The following is an 18,105-nucleotide window of genomic DNA, read 5'->3' on the forward strand; positions in this document are numbered from 1 at the left end:
CCCGTGACTGCACTGGCAACACCTCGAAGGAACGCTGAATGAGCGCGCTGCGCGAAGCGATCGAACACGCCACCTTGGGCTGGATCAAGCCCGAGCTGGATGCCGCGCTCAAGCAGGTCCAGACCGACGTCGAGGCCTATGTCGAGACGCCGTCCGACGTCGGCGCGATGCGTTCCGCTGCGGACCAGCTGCGCCAGATCGAAGGCACGCTGCGGATGCTGGAGCTGTATGCACCGGCGATGGTGGGCGAGGAGATGCAACATCTCGCCGGATCGATCGCCGACGGACAGTTGCAGGGCCGCGAGCACGAGGCCTGCGATGCCTTGCTGCGTGCAACGGTGCAACTGCCCGACTATCTGGAACGCCTGCAGGGCGGCCATCGCGATATCCCGATCGTGCTGTTGCCGCTGCTCAACGATTTGCGCGCGCTGCGCGGCGAACAGCCGCTGGGTGAAGCGGTGCTGTTCGCGCCCGATTTCAATCGCCCGCTGCCCGATGACGTCCCGCGTGCAGATGCGGTGGTTGCCGCAACGGCGTTGTCCGGCGCACCGGCGATGCTGGCCGCGCTCGATCACGCGCTTGATGGCTGGAACCACGGCCACGGCCCAGCCGATACCGCCGGGTTGCACGATGCCCTGTCCGGGTTGTTGGAACTGGCGCAGGACGAGGACACCCGGCGCATGCTGTGGGTGGCCAGCGAATCCGCCGAAGCATTGGGCCAGGGTGCGCTACCCGCATCCATGGCATTGAAGAACGCCTTCGTGCTGGTGGCGCGGGAAACCCGCCAGGCCTTGCACGCCGATGGCTTGCGCGCAGGTTCGGCCTCGGCACTCTATGAGCCGGTGCGCCAGTTGCTGCAACAGGTGGCCAACAGCCAGGCGGGATCGCCGGCACTCGATCGTTTGCGCTCGGCGTTCGCGATCGGTGGCGATTCCGGCGTGTCCGACCAGGAACTGGAACACGCGCGCAGCAGCGTCACCGGTGTCAATCGCGCATTGCTGGATACGGTGGCGTCGGCGTTGAAGGAAGACGTGTTCCGGGTCAAGGATGCGCTCGATCTCCATCTGCGCACCGGCAACACCGACATGTCCGAGTTGGCGCCGCAGGTCGAGGCGCTTGGTCGCATCGGCGACACCCTGGGCATGCTCGGGTTGGGTGCCGCACGCGAGAACATGCATCGCCAGCGCGACGAACTCGCGCGGGTGGTTGATGGCAGCAACCGCGCCAGCGACCAGGCCTTGCTTGATGTTGCCGGGGCATTGCTGTTCGTCGATGCCTCGCTGGAAGACCAAGTGGCGCGTCTCGGCCACGACAATGCGCTGGCGCCGTCCGAAGGCGGGTCGATGGGCGCGTCCGACGCCGCCCAGCTGATGACCGTGCTGATCCGCGAGGCCATCGCCAATTTCGGCGATGCCCGCCAAGGCTTCGTCGCCTTCGTCGAAACCGGCTGGGATCACGCGCAACTCGCCGAAATCCCCCGCCTGCTCAATGAAGTGGCTGGCGCGCTGGGCATGCTGGAACTGCCGCAGGCCGCCGACTATCTCAAGGGCATCCGCCTCTATACCGAGCACGAGCTGATTCGCAAGAAGCGCGTGCCCGGCAGCCAGCAGCTCGACACGCTGGCCGATGCGCTCGCCAGCACCGAGTACTACCTCGAAGCGTTGCGCGACAAGCGCGCGGATCGCGACGACATCCTCGCCATCACCCGCCAGAGCCTGGAAGCGCTGCACTACTGGCCGTTGCCATCCGCTCCCGAAGTGGATGAAGCGACGCCGGTGGACGCCGAACTCGAAACAGCTTACGAAGCGCTGATGACGCGCGCCGCCAGCGAGCCGGTGACCGCGCTCCACGATGCACCGCCGCCGTTGCCGGTGATGGAAGCGGAACCGCTGTCGGCATTCGTTGCCGAAGCCGCACCGCCCGTTGTCGAAACGCCGGTGTTCGAGGCGGTCGAAACGATCGCGACGCCTGCTGCGCCGATCGCCATGCCGGCAGCAGCTGTCGGCGGCAATCTGGCCGTGCGCGCGGAGCTCGGGTTCGATCACGGCAAGGACGAGATCGACGATGAAATCCGCTCGATCTTCGTCGAGGAATTCGAAGAAGAGATCGCCAACCTCAAGCAACTGATGCCGGTGTGGCTGGAGCAGCCGCACGACCCCGAACGCCTGCGCCCGATCCGTCGCATCTTCCATACTTTGAAGGGCAGTGGGCGCCTGGTGGGCGCCACCCGTCTCGGCGAATTCAGCTGGAAAGTCGAGAACATGCTCAATCGCGTGCTGGACGGCACGCGTCCGGCATCGCCTGCAGTGATCGGCGTGGTCGAGACTGCCAGTGTCAATCTGCCGCACCTGCTTGCCGCGCTGCAGAACCAGCCGGTGCCCGAACTCGATCTCGATGGCATCGCCGCCGTCGCCGATCGTGTCGCGGCGGGCGAGGAAGCGCAGTACGTTGCAGTTCTCGCAACGCCGGCAACGCCTGCGATCGAGCCGGTCATCGAAACGCCCGCGCCAGTTGCAGAAGCCGAGCCCGAGACGGTCGCGCAGGTCGAAGCGCCTGCTGCAGTCGAAGAGCCGCATGCGCCCGTTATTCCCGCCGGCCACGTCCCGGTGCAGGTCGATGCGATCCTGCTGGAAATCCTTGCCGCGGAAGTCGGTGGCCACGTCGCCACGGTCGAGTCGTGGCTGCAGGGCGCGAAACAATCGCCGCAGGTGCCGGATGACATCCTGATCCGCGCCGTGCACACCATGAATGGTGCCTTCGCGATGGCGGAGGTGCCGGAAATCACCGATGCCACGGGGCCTGCCGAGGGCTACCTCAAGCGCCTGGGCGCAGTCGCGCAGCCAGTCGATGCGCATGGCCTCGCGACACTGGACGAATTGGTCGCGCAGATCCATGCCACGGTGACCGGCTTGCAGCAGGCCGCGCAGCATGTGCCGGCACAGGCCGGACTGGCCGCCGGACTGGTGGCGTTGCGTGATGCCCTGCCGGAAGTGCATCTGCCCACGCCCGAGCAAATCGAGGCAGAACGCCTCGAAGCCGAGCGTGTTGAAGCCGAGCGTGTTGAAGCGGAGCGTCTCGAAGCCGAACGTGCCGAAACAGAGCGCGTCGAGGCAGAGCGTCTCGAAGCGGAGCGTGTCGAAGCGGAGCGTGTTGAAGCGGAACGCCTCGAAACCGAACGTGCTGAAGCAGAGCGCGTCGAAGCCGAACGTGCCGAAGCAGAGCGCGTCGAAACCGAACGCGTTGAAGCCGAACGCATCAAGGCGGAAGAAGACGCCGAATATGCGCGCCTCGAAGCCGAATATGCCGAACAGGCCCGTCGCGAGCACGAGCAGAGGCAAGCTCCGGCGCACGAAGGCGAAACCGCCGAAGTCGTCGCTGCGATCACCGCGGCCGCGATCGCCGGCGCCGCCGGCGTCGCCCACGAGGAAGCTGCAGCTTCGGCGCACGACACGCAGCCTGGCGCGTCGCACCCTGCAACGCACCCGCATGTGCATGCCGTGGATCTCGGCCCGGAACACCCGCTCGACACCGCGAACCTCGACAGCGAGTTGCTCGACATCTTCATCGAGGAAAGCAACGACCTGCTCGACAATTCCGACGGCTTGCTGGCGCGCCTGCGCAGCAACCCCGACGATCTCGAGACGGTGACCGCACTGCAGCGCGATCTGCACACCCTCAAGGGTGGCGCGCGCATGGCCGGCGTCATGTCGATCGGCGATCTCGGCCATTCGATGGAAACATTGCTGGAATCGGTGTCGGAACGCCGCACCCAGCTCGGCAGCGACGGCGTGCCGTTGCTGGAACGCGGTCTCGATACCCTGCGCGCGATGACCGAGCGCGTGGCGGGCCGCAAATCGTCGCAGACCCCGGGCGAACTCGTCGCGCAGATGACCGCGCGCGCGCGCGGTGTCATCGCCACGCCGGCCGATGCCTCCGCCGAGCCGGCGAAGGTGGTGCTGCCGGAACTGTCGGCGCCGATCATGGAAACCGCGCTCGACCGCGAAAACGTGGAAGGCGGCCAGGTGCGTTCGCAGGAACAGGTGCGCATCCGCGCCGACCTGCTGGAACGCCTGGTGAACTACGCGGGCGAGGTGGCGATCTACCGCTCGCGACTGGAACAGCAGCTGGGCGAGTTCCGCTCGGCGATGGGCGAAATGGAGCAGACCAACCTGCGCCTGCGCGACCAGTTGCGCCGACTCGATCTCGAAACCGAAGCGCAGATCGTCGCGCGCCACCACCGCGAACAGGAAACACACGATCCCGCGTTCGACCCGCTGGAACTCGATCGTTACTCGACGTTGCAGCAGCTCACCCGCGGCCTCAACGAATCGGCATCCGACATGTCGACGTTGCAGGGTTCGCTGGAAGACCTGACGCGCCAGTACGAGACCTTGTTGCGCCAGCAGTCGCGGGTGTCGACCGACCTGCAGGAAGGCTTGATGCGCACGCGCATGATGCCGTTCGAAACCGTGCTGCCGCGCTTGCGCCGCGTGATCCGCCAGGCCGCCGGCGAAACCGGCAAGCAGGCCCAGCTGCTGGTGACTGGCGCCGAGAACGAACTCGATCGCAACGTGCTCGAGCGCATGACCGCACCGCTGGAACATGTGCTGCGCAATGCATTGGCGCATGGCATCGAATCGCCGAAGGCGCGTCGCGCCGCCGGCAAGCCGGAAGAAGGGCGCGTCGAGATCAACGTGCGCCACGAAGGCTCGGAAGTGGTGCTCGCCATCCATGATGACGGTGCCGGCATCGACCGCAAGGCCATCCGCGCGCGCGCCGAGGAACGCGGCCTGCTGCAACCCGGCATGGATTTGCCGGGCGAGGAAATCGACCGTTTCATCCTCCAGCCCGGTTTCTCCACCGCCAGCGAAGTCAGCCAGCTCGCCGGTCGCGGCGTCGGCATGGACGTGGTCCACAACGAAATCCGCCAGCTCGGCGGCTCGCTCGACATCGCCTCGGAAACGGGAAAGAACACCCTGTTCTCGTTGCGGTTGCCGCAGACGATGGCGGTCACCCAGGCGGTGTTCGTGCGCATCGGCGAAACCACCTATGCGGTGCCGATCGCATCGGTGCGTGGCGTCAGCCGCATTGCCCGCAACGAATACGCCAGTGGCGCGCAACATCGCTACGGTAGCGAGGAATTCACCGTCTTCGATCTTGGCCTGCTGATCGGCCAGGCGCCGCTGGCGGCGCAGGAACACCTGCAGGTGCCATTGCTGCTGATCGGTTCCGGTGAACTGAAGGCGGCGGTCGGCGTCGACCAGATCCTCGGCAACCGCGAAATCGTGGTGAAGCCGCTTGGCCCGCAGTTGGCGTCGATCCCCGGCATCTTCGGCGCGACCGTCATGGGCGATGGTTCGGTCGTGGTGATCCTCGACGTCGCGCCGCTCGCCCGTCGTCATGCCCTGCGTCCGCAGCACGAGATGGAAGCCGCGGCGCCGGCGCAGCCGCAGGAAGTCGTTGAAACCCACGTGGTCCCGGTGGTGATGGTAGTGGATGATTCCGTCACCATGCGCAAGGTCACCGGCCGCATCCTGGAACGCCATGGCTACGAAGTGATCACGGCGAAGGACGGCATCGACGCGCTGGAGCGGATGGGCGAACGCGTGCCCGACCTGATGCTGCTCGACATCGAAATGCCGCGCATGGACGGCTACGAACTGGCGACACAGATGCGCCGCGACGTGCGCCTGCGTGGCGTGCCGATCATCATGATCACCTCGCGTACTGGCGAGAAGCATCGCGAGCGTGCTTTCGAAATCGGCGTCAACCGGTATCTTGGCAAGCCGTACCAGGAGCCGGAGCTGATGCGCAACGTGTCCGAACTGCTCGAGTTGTCCGGTGGCTGATCGTCGCGCCACCGTCGTGCTGGGCCGTCCGGGCGAGTTGCGCGATCGCCTGGAGGCTGCCCTGCGCGAAGCCGGCGCGGAGATCGCGCTGGTGGTCGATCCCATGAGCGGCGATGCCGCACAAGTACAGGCGCTGGCGCCGCGCAATGTCGTGGTGCTGATGGAGCCGGGCGTGGAAGAAGCGCTCGATGCCCGCTTCGACGCCTTGTTCGACGACCCGGGTATCGAGCTGCTGTTCGAGGAATCCAGCGTGCTGGCATCGCGCCAGGGCTGGGATCTCGCGCGCTGGGGCCGCCATCTGTCGGCGAAACTGCATGGCAGCCACGACGTGTTGCCGGCAGGTCATGACGACGACGCCGGATTCGTGGCGCCGCTGCCGCGCGATGCGCTGAAGCCGAAGGCGGAACAGGCAGCAACGCCAGAAGCGCAAGAGCCGGCCGTGCACATGCATGTGCAGGAAGAATCATCGGTTCTGCAGCAAGAGGAACAGGAGCAAGCAGAACCTGTGGTGCCGGCGATCGACGCAGGGGTCGAAACGGCCACGCCGCTGGCAGTCGAGTCCGCGGTTACGCCGATGATTGCCCTGGACGAAATGATGGTCGAATCGCCCGTGCAGCCGCCGTCGGCGCCGGGACTGGAAGGCCATCACTGGTCGCCGGAACAGCCTGCCGCAGCCGGGCAACCGGAGGTCGATTGGAACAGTCACCCGGCTGGTGAAAGCGACGCCAATGACGGTCTCGATTATCTGGAACCAGTGAAGATGGTGCCGCGTGGTGGCGGCGAACATCACTACGAAGCTTTCGATCCCGCGGTGTTCATCGATGCCGCGCATCACCTGCCCGATGCCGAGCCGATCCAGCTCGAGCGGCTGGAACCGCTCGAACCGATGGATCATGCCGACCACGGTGACGTGATCGGCATGGAACAGGTGCCGCCGCCGGTCGCGAATGCACAGCCCGTGATGCTGGCATCGGCCGCGAGCATGGATGCGCCGGACATGACGCCGTCAGCGTTGCATGAAACATGGTCGCTGGTCGATGAAGACCACGGAACGGCCGCGGCACCATCCTCGCAACAGTCACCGCTCGCACCCGTTTCGCAACGCCTCGATGGCATGTCGATGGTCGATGACGGCACGGTCGGGCTGGAAGCCGGGGATGACGACCGCGCGCCCGCATCCACCCTGAGCATCATCGGCAGCCACGGCGCGGTGCTGATCGTGGCCGGCGTCGGTGGTCCCGATCCGCTGCGCGCACTGCTCGGCCAGTTGCCGGAGAACTTCCCGCGGCCGATCCTGATCCAGCAGCACCTCGACGCCGGCAATTACGATCGCCTGGCGCGCCAGATGGAGCGCGCCACCCGTCTCAAGGTGAAACTCGCGACCGCCGGAATGGCCGTGGAAGGCAATACTGTCTACGTGTTGCCGGTTTCGCTGGGCTTGGACGAAACCGCAGGTGGATTGGCGTTCGTCGATGTGCCCCAGGCACGCGGTTTCGCCGATGTCACCTCGCGGCTCGATCCCGCCGACAGTGCCTTGCTGGTATTGAGCGGCGCGCCCACCGATTTCATCGAGGAAGCGTTGCGCTTCAAGGTCGCCGGCGCATGGGTCGCGGCGCAGGCCGAGCACGGCTGCTTCGATCACGCCGTCCCGGCACTGGTGGCCGCGCGCGGCGCCGAAATCGCCGAGCCGCTGGCCCTGGCGCAGAAACTCAACGCACGCTGGCACGCATGAGGCATCCATGAGCGAACTTCCGAGCACCTTGCGTGGCGTGTTGATCCAGGCGGCGGGCACACAGCTGCTGCTGCCCAATGCCGCCGTCGCCGAGGTGTTGTCCTATTCCGATCCGGAGCCGATCGCCCATGCGCCGTTGTGGCTGCTGGGACGCGTGCGCTGGCGTGGCTGGCAGGTGCCGCTGGTCGATTTCTCGCGCCTCGATGGCATCGATGCCGGGTCCCAGCCCGCCGCGGGCGGACGCCGCCGGGTGCTGGTGGTGAAGGCGCCGGGTGGACATGCGCGACTGCCGTATTTCGCCTTCCTGGCCGACGGCTTCCCGCGCTTGATGAGCCTGTCCGAAGCGACACTGGAAACTCTGGCGGAATCCTCCGATCCCGGTCGTTGCATTTTCGCGCGCGTCGCCATCAACGACGAAAGTGCGGTGGTGCCGGACATGGATGCGGTGGAATCGCGCTTGCGCAGCGAGTTGCCCGAAGCGGCCTGATCGTCTGGAAGCAGGCTTCGAGCGAGCCGTTCAGTCGAAGTCGCCGTGCAACGCCTGCAGCGCGGCAATCGCCGCCAGTCCTGCGGTTTCCGTGCGCAGGACGCGCGGGCCGAGGCGAACACCGAGGAAGCGCTGTGCTTCCAGCAATGAACGATCCTGCGGCGACCATCCGCCTTCGGGGCCGACCGCCAACACGACGTCGCGCGTGTTCGCGGCGAGCGCGCTTCGACAATTCATCGATGCCACCGGATCGAGCAACAACCGTGCCGCGGCAGGCAACGCCGCCATCGCGTTCGCCAACGGTTGTGGCGAAGCCACGTCGGGCAGGAAGGCGCGACCGCTCTGTTCGCAAGCCGATGTCACCACACCGCGCCAGTGTTCCAGCCGTTTCGCCGCGCGCGCGCCGTCCAGTTTCACTTCGCTGCGATCGCTGAACACTGGCACGAATGCCGTGACGCCGAGTTCCGTGCCCTTCTGCAGGATCAGGTCCATCTTCTCGCCGCGTGCCACGCCCTGCAGCAGGGTGATGCGCAACGGCGATTCGTTGTCGGGCCTGCGCACCGCGCCAATCTGCACGCGTGCGCCACGCTTGTCGATGGCGACCAGTCGCGCATCGGCCTCGAAGCCGCGACCATCGAACACCACGCAGGCGTCGCCGGCTTGCAGGCGCAACACCCGCGTCAGGTGCGCGGCGGATGTTTCCAGCAACGCCAGCTCGTCGCCTTCGCGCAACGCAGCATCGACATGGACGCGGGTCAGGCGCATGCCGTGGCCTCGCGGATGGTTGCGGCGGTGACGTCCGCGAGTTGCGCGAGTGCGGCGTCATCGATGCAATACGGTGGCATCCAGTAAAGGATGTCGCCGAGCGGACGCAGCACCACGCCACGCGCCAGCGCCGCGCGATAGGCCTGCAAACCGATGCGCAACGCGGGATCGAACGGCGTCGCCTTGTCGCCATCGCGGGTCAGCTCGAACGCCACCACCATGCCGCACTGGCGCACATCGGCGATGTGCGGCAGTGTCGCGATCCCGTTGGCCAGTTCACCCATGCGTGCTGCCGTCACGCGGTTGCGTTCGAGCACGTCATCGCTGTCGAAGATCGCCAGTGATGCCAGCGCCGCGGCGCAACCCAGCGGATTGCCGGTGTAACTGTGCGAATGCAGGAAGGCGCGTTCGCGCGAATCATCGAGGAAGCCGTCGTAGATCGCCTGTGTCGCCAGCACCGCGGCCAGTGGCAGGAAGCCGCCGGTCAATCCCTTCGACACGCACATCAGGTCGGGCTGGATGCCGGCTTGTTCGCAGGCGAACAGCGTGCCGGTACGGCCGAAGCCGGTGGCGATCTCGTCGGCGATCAGGAAGATGCCGTGCGCATCGCACAGTTCGCGTGCGCGCTTGAGGTAGATCGGATGATGCATGCGCATGCCGCCGGCGCATTGCAGCAGCGGTTCGACGATCAACGCGCAGATTTCGTGGCCGTGGGCATCGAGAAGGCTGGCCAGCACGTCGGCGGCTTCCAGCGCGCACGCCTCGGCGGATTGGCCAGGTCGCGCGTCATGGGCATCGGGCGATGGCGCGAAGATCGCTTCCGCCAGCAACGGCGCGTAGATGCGGCGATACAGCGGGATGTCGCCGACCGCGAGCGCGCCCAGCGTTTCGCCGTGATAACCGTTGTGCAGCGCGATGAACTTGCGCCGTTCGGGTTCGCCGCGATTGCGGAACCAGTGGAAGGCCATCTTCAGCGCGACTTCCACCGCTGCCGAACCGTTGTCGGCGTAGAACACCTTCGTCAATGGTGCGCGCCCGAGTTGGCGTGGTGCGCGCGCCAGCAACTGTTCGGCCAAGGCGACCGCCGACGGATGGGTGAATCCCGCCAGCAGCACGTGTTCCAGCGTCCGCGCCTGCTCGGCGATGGCGGCGGCGATGCGCGGTTCGCCATGGCCGTGGATGTTGGTCCACCAGCTCGAGACGGCGTCGAGATAGCGGCGACCATCGGCAGCGACCAGCCACGCACCTTCGCCACGCACGATCGGCACCAGCGGCAGCAGATCGGGATGCTCGCGCATCTGGGTGCAGGGATGCCAGATCGTCGCCAGATCGCGGGCGACGAGGTCGTGCTCGGCGGTTATCATCATTGCGGCATGGACAACGTTCGACATTCCCCGATTATCGCCCGGCGCGGCCGGCAGGTCTCGTCATGAGCCAGAGACTTCCCATCGTCCACGCCCGCCACCAGCGCGACGAGGGACGTGGTCGCGTCGTCGAGGATGTCGATCTCGAATTCTCCAATGGCGAACGCCGGATCTTCCATCGGGTGCTGGCGCCCGGTCCGGGCGCGGTGGCGGTGGTGCCGATGCTCGATGACGACACCGTGCTGCTGGTGCGCGAATACGCCGCCGGCGTGCATCGCTACGAACTCGGGTTGGTGAAGGGACGCATCGATGAGGGCGAGACCATCGAGGAAGCGGCCAATCGCGAATTGATGGAAGAGGCGGGTTATGGCGCGCATCGACTCGATGTGGTGCGCATGCTCAGCCTCGCGCCGACCTACATGGAACACCAGACCGCGCTGGTACTGGCGCGCGACCTCCATCCGGCGAAGTTGCCGGGCGACGAACCCGAGGAACTGGAAGTGGTGCCGTGGAAACTGGCCGATCTCGGCGAATTGGTGCTGCGTGACGAAGCATCGGAAGGGCGCAGCCTGGCCGGCTTGTTCATCGTGCGCGAATGGCTGGCGAAACACGGATGATCGTTGACGCCGGGCTTCGCGACGCAGTGATCGCATTGGCACAGCAGGCGGCACGACGCATCCTCGATGTCTATGGCGATGCTTTCGATGTCGTTCGCAAGGACGACGCCAGCCCGCTCACCGCAGCCGATCTCGCCTCGCATCACTGCATCGTCGATGGATTGGCCGCGCTCACGCCGGGCATTCCGGTGTTGTCGGAGGAATCGCCCGATGCCGACAAGGCGCAGCGTCATCAATGGAAACGCCTGTGGCTGGTCGATCCGCTGGACGGCACCCGCGAATTCGTCAAGCGCAATGGCGAGTTCTGCATCTGCATCGCCTTGATCGTGGACGGCGTCGCGGTGTTCGGATTGATCCAGCAGCCGACCACCGGCCTCGCGTGGTTCGGTGCGCCGGGACAGGGCGCATGGCGGCGCGAGCATGGCGTTGATGTGCCGTTGCATGTCCGCCGTGGCGATGGAGCACTGCGCGTCGCCGCCAGCCGTTCCCATCGTGATGCGCGCACGCAGGCGTTGATCGATCGCATCGGCAATGTCGACAGCGTGCCCTGCGGTTCCGCGCTGAAGTTCTGCAAGATCGCCGAAGGCGCGATCGACCTCTATCCGCGCTTCGGCCCGACTTGCGAATGGGACACTGCCGCCGGCCAGGCCATCGTCGAAGGTGCCGGTGGCGTGGTGATGGATGCGCAGGGTCGCCCGTTCCGCTACAACCAGCGCGATACCCTGCTAAACGGCGATTTCATGGCGATGGGCGATCCCGCCTTGCCGTGGCGTAACTGGCTGGAATACTCATGATCGATACCGACACCAACCACCGCGGCGACATCAACGAATTGATTGCGATCATGGCGCGCCTGCGCGATCCGGATGGCGGCTGCCCGTGGGATCTCCAACAGGATTTCGCGACCATCGCGCCGTACACCATCGAGGAAGCCTACGAAGTCGCCGATGCCATCGAGCGCGGCGACATGGCCGATCTCCGCGATGAACTCGGCGACCTGTTGCTGCAGGTGGCGTTCCATGCGCGCATGGCGGAAGAAGCGGGCGCGTTCGCTTTCGCCGATGTAGTGGTGGCGATTTGCGACAAGATGGTGCGTCGGCATCCCCACGTGTTCGCCGATGCCAGTTTCGCCGACAGCGAGGCGCAGACGCGGGCGTGGGAACAACTGAAGGCGAACGAGCGCGCCGCGAAAGGCGAGACCGACACTTCCGCGCTCGCAGGCATCGCCCGTGGACTGCCGGAATGGCAGCGCGCGGTGAAGTTGCAATCGCGCGCGGCCCGCACCGGATTCGACTGGCCGGATCATCGACCCGTGTTTGCGAAATTGCGCGAAGAGCTGGACGAACTGGAAGCGGAATTCGACGCCGGCGAGCGCGATCGCCAGCGCCTGCAGGAAGAACTTGGTGATGTGCTGTTCGTCGCCGCCAACCTGGCGCGCCATGCCGGCATCGACCCGGGCACGGCCCTGCGTGGCGCCAACGCCAAGTTCGAACGGCGCTTCCGGGCGATGGAGGCGCTGGCCGGCCAACGCGGGCAGGATTTCTCCACGCTGGAACTGGAAGGGCAGGAGCGCCTTTGGGACGAGATCAAGCGCGGCGAACTGGCGCGCGGATGAACGTGACACACGATCTTCACCTGCCGTCGACAACCCCGGCGGCAGTCTCCTTCACAAAGCTGAAGCGGGGATCCACCATGACAAATCAACAGGATGGCGGCCTGGTCCTGATCGTCGAGGACAATCGCAATATCTCGGAAATGATCGGCGAATATCTCGAAAGCCGCGGCTTCGAGGTCGATTTCGCCCAGGACGGGCTGGACGGTTATCGGCTGGCGCTGGAAAACGCCTACGACGTGATCGTGCTCGACCTGATGCTGCCGCGCATGGACGGCGTCGATGTCTGCCGCAAGCTGCGCGAGGAAGCGCGCAAGTCCACCCCGATCCTGATGCTGACCGCGCGCGACACCCTGGAGGAGAAGCTGACCGGCCTCTCCGCCGGCGCCGACGACTACCTGACCAAGCCCTTCGCCATCCAGGAGCTGGAAGCGCGCCTGCGCGTGCTGATCCGTCGCGAACGCCGCCAGGTGGGCTCGGAAGTGCTGAAGGTCGGCGATCTCGTGCTCGATCCAGCCAGCCTGCGCGCCACCCGCGGCGGCAGCGAATTGCTGCTGTCGCCGATCGGGCTGAAGCTGCTGACCATCCTGATGCGCGAATCGCCGCGCGTTGTCGGTCGCCACGAGATCGAGCGCGAAATCTGGGGCAACAGCCTGCCGGATTCCGACACGCTGCGCAGCCATCTCTACAACCTGCGCAAGATCATCGACAAACCGTTCGACAAGCAATTGCTGCACACGGTGCAGAGCGCGGGTTATCGCATCGCCGACATCGACCAGCCACCGAGCTGATCCTTAGCGATGGCTTCAAGGCCGAAACGGCTGAAATCACGCATTCGCGATGTCTTCCTGCTGCAGGGGATCATCGCGGTGGTGCTGGTGCTGATCGGTACCGTTGTCGGCAGCCAGATGCTGGCCGCAGGCTTGTTGCGCGATCGCATACGCAACGAAAGCGATCGCATGTGGGAACTGGTGCAGCGCGATCCCGCCAAACCATTGCCGAACGGCTTCGGCTACCAGGCCTGGTTCGTGCCGGCAGGCAAGCAGCCGGACGCCGTGCCGCCACAGCTGCGGGTGACTTCCCCGGGATTCCACCGCGATGCCGACGGCAGCAGCATGATCTATGTCGGCGAACATGCCGAAGGCCGCCTCTACCTGCGTGTCGAGCCGGTGTTCGCGACCAACCTGGTGCGCTGGGTGAGCATCTTCGCGGCGACGCTGTCGCTGATCGCGATCGCCACGCTGTCGTGGCTCGGCCATCGCCGTTTCCGGCGGATGATGGCGCCGCTCGAGCGCCTGTCGCATGCGGCGGAACGCTGGCGTCCGGAATCGACCGCACCACCGGGACTGACGGAATCGTCGACGATCCATGAACCGCTGGATGAAGTCGAACGCCTGCGCCACGCCTTGATCGACATGACCTCGCGCATGGATGCCTTCGTGCGTCGCGAGCGCGATTTCACCCGCGACGCCAGCCACGAATTGCGCACGCCGCTGACGGTGATCCGGATGGCCGGCGATCTGCTGCAACACGAAGAAGGATTGGACGCGCGTGGCACGCGTGCGGTGCGGCGCATCCAGGAGCAGTCGCAGCAAATGGAAGGGTTGATCGATGCGTTCCTGCTGCTGGCGCGTGATCCGCGCTTGCCCATCGATGTCACCGAAACCTCGCTGGCGGAAGTGGTTGAAAGCGAGATCGAGCACACGCGCCCGCGCCTCGAAGGCAAGCCGGTCGCGATGCGCCTGCAGGTCAATGCCTGCCCGGTGGTCGATGCGCCGTTGCGCCTGCCTGGCGTGGTGCTGGGCCATCTGTTGCAGAACGCTTGCGACTTCACCGAGCGCGGCGAAGTCGCGGTCACCATCGACATGGATCGCATCGAGATCCGCGATACCGGCGTGGGCATGGATGCGGCAACCCTGTCGCGCGTGTTTGAACCATTTTTCCGCGCCGATGTGGCCACCGAATCCAGGGGGCTGGGCCTGAACGTGGTGCGGCGGCTGGTCGAACGCATGGGCTGGACTGTGACACTGGACAGCAAACCGGGCGTCGGCACCACCGCGATCCTGCGGTTTGCCTGATGATCGACCGTCAACCGGCGATACTGGCGGACGTTCATTCCCGACACTGATCCGCCAGACCCCTGATGACGACTCCCACAGCCGCACGTTCGCGCTCCCGCAAATCGTTTCGGTGGATTCCCGTCGTGCTCGGCGTCGTCGTGCTGGCGGGCGGAGGCTGGTGGTGGATCAAGCATCACGGCGCGTCGTCGCAGGCGGGTGCCTATCGCACCCAGGCGATCGATCGCGGCGATATCCGCGTGTCGATTTCCTCGACGGGCACGTTGTCCGCCATTTCCACCGTCACCGTCGGCAGCCAGATTTCCGGTCTGCTCACTGCGGTGCTGGTCGATTTCAATTCCAAGGTGACGAAGGGACAGATCCTCGCGCGCATCGATCCCGCGACCTATGAAGCGCAGATCGTGCAGGGCAATGCCCAGATCGCCAGCGCGCAGGCGCAGCTGAAGCAGTTCGAGGCGACGCTCGCCAATGCCACGCTGGTGTACCAGCGCAACGCCCGGCTCGGCCAGCAGCAACTGGTGGCGAAGTCGGATGTCGACCAGGCGCGCGCGGCGATGCTGCAGGCGCAGGCGCAGGCCGACAGTGCGCGGGCGTCGATCCGCCAGCAGATCGCATCGACCCAGACCACGCGGCTCAACCTCGAGCGCACGGTGATCCGTTCACCCGTCGATGGCGTGGTGCTGACGCGCGCGGTCGAGCCCGGCCAGACAGTCGCGGCGAGCCTGCAGGCGCCGACGCTGTTCACCATCGCCGAGGATCTGTCGAAGATGAAGATCCAGCTCACCGTCGACGAATCCGACATCGGCCAGGTGAAGCAGGGGCAGAACGTCAATTTCACCGTCGATGCCTTCCCCAATCGCCAGTTCACCGGCGTGGTGTCGCAGGTGCAGATGGCCGCGACCACCACCAACAACGTGGTGACGTATCCGGTGCTGGTGACGGTGGACAACAGTGATGGCACCTTGCTGCCGGGCCTGACCGTCAACGCCGAAATCGAAGTGAGTCGCCAGCCCAATGTCTTGCGCGTGGCCAACGCGGCATTGCGCTACAAACCGTCGGACGAAGATCCCGCGGCGCAGGCGCAGGGTGGTGGCGCGTCGCAGGGTGGCGGACGTGGCGGCGCCGGCATGGGCGACGACATCGCGAAGATCGCTTCCGGCCTGCAGCTGAAGCCGGAACAGCAGACGGCATTCGATGCGGCGGCGGCAGAGATGAAGAAGCGCTCGGCCGAACGCATGCAGCAGGCGCAGCAGCAGTCCGCGCAGCAGCAGGGCGGCGGCAGCAAACTGTTTGGTGGCGGCATGGGCGGCCCGCCGCGCAGCGGCAACGGCGCTGGCAATGCGCAGCAGCAGGCGCAGATGCGCGCACGCATGCGCGATCGCTTCCAGCAGCAGTTCGCCGCGTTCACTGGCACGCTCGATGCCACGCAGAAAGCCAAATGGGATGCCGGCCTCACCGATCTGATGAACGCGCGGCGTGCGCCGATCTATCTGCTGGTCGATGGCAAGGCGCAGCGCACGATGGTGCGGCTCGGAGCCACCGACGGCAGCAATACAGAAGTCAGCGGTGGCGTGAAGGAAGGCGACCTGGCGATCACCGGGCAGCAATCGGCGGACAGTGCGGCGCAGGGCAGCAAGAAATGAGTCACGAAGGCGGTCAGCCGCCAGTCGTCGAAACGCACGATCTGCGCAAGGTCTATTCGCCCGGAACCGAAGCGGAGGTGATCGCGCTGCGCGGGGTGAACCTGCGGATCGAGCGCGGCGAGTTCGTGGCGATCATGGGGCCGTCGGGATCGGGAAAATCGACGTTGATGAACATGATCGGTTGCCTCGACACGCCCAGCAGCGGCACCTATGCCTGTGATGGCGTCGACGTGTCGACGCTCGACGCCGAGGATTTGGCGGCCTTGCGTCGCGACAAGATCGGCTTCGTGTTCCAGGGTTTCAACCTGTTGCCACGGATGAGCGCGCTGGAAAACGTGGCGATGCCGATGGCCTATACGCGTGTTCCGTATCAGGAACGTCGCGAACGCGCGCAGGCGGCATTGTCTGCGGTGGGCCTGGGTGAACGCGCCAGCCATCGTCCCAACGAATTGTCGGGCGGGCAGCAGCAGCGCGTGGCGATCGCGCGCGCCCTCATCAATCATCCGCCGATCCTGCTCGCCGACGAACCAACCGGCGCGCTCGACAGCAAGACCGGCGAGGAAATCCTCGCGCTGTTCAACCGCCTCAGCGAAGAGCAGCACACCGTGGTGCTGATCACCCACGATGCCCATGTCGCCGCACATGCCCATCGCGTCTACGTGATGCACGATGGCGGGTTGCACGAAGGTTCGCACGAGGACTTGCGCGCATGAGTTGGCTCGACATCATCCGCACGGCGCTCGCCGCCCTTCGCGGCAACTGGTTGCGCAGTGCGCTGACGTCGCTCGGCGTGATCATCGGCATTGCCGCGGTGATCGTGATGGTGTCGATCGGGCAGGGCACGCAGAAGGAAATCGACAAGCTGGTGTCCGGCCTCGGTTCGCAGCGCCTGGATATCGGCAGCGCCGGTGGCCAGGGCGGCGGCGCGCGACTGGCGCAGGGCAGCCGTTGGAGCCTCAACAGCAGCGATGTCGATTCGATCCGCAGCGAAATTCCGGAAGTGCAGTACGTCAGCGGTTCGCTGCGCGGCGGTACCCAGGTGGTCAACGGCGAAAACAACGCCTCCACGCAATGGCAGGGCGTCGACAACGACTGGTTCGCCATCAACGACTGGACGCTGGCCAACGGCGACGGTTTCGAACCACGCGATTACACCAGCGCGGTGAAGAAAGTGGTGATCGGCGAAACCGTGCGCAAGGAATTGTTCGGCGATGGCAACGGCATTGGCCAGAGCATCCGCATCGGCCGCGTGCCGTTCACCGTCAGTGGCACGCTGGCGCCGAAAGGACAGGGCGGCTTCGGCCAGGACCAGGATGACATCGTGGTGGTGCCGCTGGAAACAGCGCGTCGCCGTCTCTCCACGTCCAACAGCATGCCGCCCGGTGCGGTGCAGGGCATCAGCGTCGGCGTCGATTCGGCGAAGAACCTCGACAGCGCCCAGAACGCCATCGAAGGACTGTTGCGCCAGCGCCACAAGATCCAGCCCGGCACCGACGATGATTTCGTGGTGCGCAACATCAGCCAGATCGTGGCGACGCGCACCGCCACCACCAACCTGATGTCGAAGTTGCTGGGCGCGGTCGCCGGCATCTGCCTGATCATCGGCGGCATCGGCATCATGAACATCATGCTGGTGTCGGTGACCGAGCGCATCCGCGAAATCGGCCTGCGCATGTCGGTGGGTGCGGGCCCGCGCGACGTGCGCCGCCAGTTCCTGGCCGAAGCGATGCTGATCTCGCTGATCGGCGGCGTCATCGGCATCGGCATCGGCGTGATCGGTGCGTTGGTCCTGAGCAAGGTCGGCCAGCTGCCGGTGGAACTCAACGCGCAGGTGGTGCTGCTCGCTGCCGCGTTCTCGATGGCGACCGGGCTGTTCTTCGGTTACTACCCGGCGCGCAAAGCCTCCATGCTCGACCCGATCGAGGCGCTGCGTTCCCAGTAAGGCGCGGCATGGCCGT

At 65.8% G+C, this 18,105-nt stretch carries 13 protein-coding genes; 11 read left to right on the forward strand and 2 right to left on the reverse strand.

The genetic code is table 11. The annotated features are described in order from the left end of the window. Positions 1–38: 38 nt before the first annotated feature. Genes Lysil_RS08465 through Lysil_RS08475 form a run of 3 tightly spaced genes read left to right on the forward strand, consistent with a single transcriptional unit; the run spans position 39 to position 8,068 of the window. On the forward strand, positions 39–5,849 hold the full coding sequence (locus tag Lysil_RS08465; protein WP_103075188.1) for an Hpt domain-containing protein: 5,811 nt from the start codon (positions 39–41) through the stop codon (positions 5,847–5,849). Further along, the gene (locus Lysil_RS08470) at positions 5,842–7,581 is read left to right on the forward strand and encodes a chemotaxis protein CheB (RefSeq protein WP_103075189.1); all 1,740 of its coding nucleotides are present in this window, start codon (positions 5,842–5,844) and stop codon (positions 7,579–7,581) included. The genes Lysil_RS08465 and Lysil_RS08470 overlap by 8 nt, the downstream gene beginning before the upstream one ends. Positions 7,582–7,588: 7 nt before the next feature. Beyond that, complete coding sequence (locus Lysil_RS08475; protein WP_103075190.1) at positions 7,589–8,068, forward strand: chemotaxis protein CheW; 480 nt, start codon at positions 7,589–7,591, stop codon at positions 8,066–8,068. A gap of 30 nt (positions 8,069–8,098) precedes the next feature. Here the strand turns inward: Lysil_RS08475 and Lysil_RS08480 are convergent, their stop codons facing one another. Beyond that, positions 8,099–8,833, reverse strand: coding sequence for a 16S rRNA (uracil(1498)-N(3))-methyltransferase (locus Lysil_RS08480; protein WP_103075191.1), 735 nt, complete (start codon positions 8,831–8,833; stop codon positions 8,099–8,101). Next, positions 8,824–10,224 carry an adenosylmethionine--8-amino-7-oxononanoate transaminase gene (bioA, locus tag Lysil_RS08485; protein WP_103075192.1) on the reverse strand — a complete coding sequence of 467 codons (1,401 nt, stop codon included), beginning with the start codon at positions 10,222–10,224 and terminating at the stop codon, positions 8,824–8,826. The genes Lysil_RS08480 and bioA overlap by 10 nt, the downstream gene beginning before the upstream one ends. A 38-nt stretch (positions 10,225–10,262) precedes the next feature. On the opposite strand from bioA, the gene nudE reads away from it, so the two are divergent. The 8 genes from nudE to Lysil_RS08525 all read left to right on the forward strand — a co-directional run bounded on the left by nudE (position 10,263) and on the right by Lysil_RS08525 (position 18,089). Beyond that, complete coding sequence (gene nudE, locus Lysil_RS08490) at positions 10,263–10,814, forward strand: ADP compounds hydrolase NudE (protein WP_103075193.1); 552 nt, start codon at positions 10,263–10,265, stop codon at positions 10,812–10,814. Beyond that, complete coding sequence (cysQ, locus tag Lysil_RS08495; RefSeq protein ID WP_425477158.1) at positions 10,793–11,608, forward strand: 3'(2'),5'-bisphosphate nucleotidase CysQ; 816 nt, start codon at positions 10,793–10,795, stop codon at positions 11,606–11,608. Before nudE ends, cysQ begins: the two co-directional genes overlap by 22 nt. After that, on the forward strand, positions 11,605–12,429 hold the full coding sequence (mazG, locus tag Lysil_RS08500) for a nucleoside triphosphate pyrophosphohydrolase (protein ID WP_103075195.1): 825 nt from the start codon (positions 11,605–11,607) through the stop codon (positions 12,427–12,429). Before cysQ ends, mazG begins: the two co-directional genes overlap by 4 nt. A gap of 77 nt (positions 12,430–12,506) precedes the next feature. Then, positions 12,507–13,217 carry a response regulator transcription factor gene (locus tag Lysil_RS08505; RefSeq protein ID WP_103075196.1) on the forward strand — a complete coding sequence of 237 codons (711 nt, stop codon included), beginning with the start codon at positions 12,507–12,509 and terminating at the stop codon, positions 13,215–13,217. Positions 13,218–13,226: 9 nt separating this feature from the next. Then, complete coding sequence (locus Lysil_RS08510) at positions 13,227–14,504, forward strand: sensor histidine kinase (protein WP_103075197.1); 1,278 nt, start codon at positions 13,227–13,229, stop codon at positions 14,502–14,504. Positions 14,505–14,569: 65 nt separating this feature from the next. Further along, complete coding sequence (locus Lysil_RS08515; protein WP_103075198.1) at positions 14,570–16,147, forward strand: efflux RND transporter periplasmic adaptor subunit; 1,578 nt, start codon at positions 14,570–14,572, stop codon at positions 16,145–16,147. Further along, on the forward strand, positions 16,144–16,860 hold the full coding sequence (locus Lysil_RS08520; RefSeq protein WP_103075199.1) for an ABC transporter ATP-binding protein: 717 nt from the start codon (positions 16,144–16,146) through the stop codon (positions 16,858–16,860). The genes Lysil_RS08515 and Lysil_RS08520 overlap by 4 nt, the downstream gene beginning before the upstream one ends. Next, positions 16,857–18,089 (forward strand): ABC transporter permease, encoded by a 1,233-nt coding sequence (locus Lysil_RS08525; RefSeq protein WP_103075200.1) that lies wholly within the window; start codon positions 16,857–16,859, stop codon positions 18,087–18,089. The genes Lysil_RS08520 and Lysil_RS08525 overlap by 4 nt, the downstream gene beginning before the upstream one ends. The last annotated feature ends 16 nt before the right edge of the window (positions 18,090–18,105 follow it).

This window comes from Solilutibacter silvestris, assembly GCF_002895945.1.
GTDB classification, from domain to species: Bacteria; Pseudomonadota; Gammaproteobacteria; order Xanthomonadales; family Xanthomonadaceae; genus Solilutibacter; species Solilutibacter silvestris.

What these genes read in the sequence shown, in the direction of transcription:
- Lysil_RS08465 (WP_103075188.1), top strand. Translation starts at nt 39, where the DNA reads ATGAGCGCGCTGCGCGAAGCGATCGAACACGCCACCTTGGGCTGGATC.
- Lysil_RS08475 (WP_103075190.1), top strand. Translation starts at nt 7,589, where the DNA reads ATGAGCGAACTTCCGAGCACCTTGCGTGGCGTGTTGATCCAGGCGGCG.
- Lysil_RS08480 (WP_103075191.1), bottom strand. Translation starts at nt 8,833, where the DNA reads ATGCGCCTGACCCGCGTCCATGTCGATGCTGCGTTGCGCGAAGGCGAC.
- bioA (WP_103075192.1), bottom strand. Translation starts at nt 10,224, where the DNA reads ATGTCGAACGTTGTCCATGCCGCAATGATGATAACCGCCGAGCACGAC.
- nudE (WP_103075193.1), top strand. Translation starts at nt 10,263, where the DNA reads ATGAGCCAGAGACTTCCCATCGTCCACGCCCGCCACCAGCGCGACGAG.
- cysQ (WP_425477158.1), top strand. Translation starts at nt 10,793, where the DNA reads ATGGCTGGCGAAACACGGATGATCGTTGACGCCGGGCTTCGCGACGCA.
- mazG (WP_103075195.1), top strand. Translation starts at nt 11,605, where the DNA reads ATGATCGATACCGACACCAACCACCGCGGCGACATCAACGAATTGATT.
- Lysil_RS08505 (WP_103075196.1), top strand. Translation starts at nt 12,507, where the DNA reads ATGACAAATCAACAGGATGGCGGCCTGGTCCTGATCGTCGAGGACAAT.
- Lysil_RS08510 (WP_103075197.1), top strand. Translation starts at nt 13,227, where the DNA reads ATGGCTTCAAGGCCGAAACGGCTGAAATCACGCATTCGCGATGTCTTC.
- Lysil_RS08515 (WP_103075198.1), top strand. Translation starts at nt 14,570, where the DNA reads ATGACGACTCCCACAGCCGCACGTTCGCGCTCCCGCAAATCGTTTCGG.
- Lysil_RS08520 (WP_103075199.1), top strand. Translation starts at nt 16,144, where the DNA reads ATGAGTCACGAAGGCGGTCAGCCGCCAGTCGTCGAAACGCACGATCTG.
- Lysil_RS08525 (WP_103075200.1), top strand. Translation starts at nt 16,857, where the DNA reads ATGAGTTGGCTCGACATCATCCGCACGGCGCTCGCCGCCCTTCGCGGC.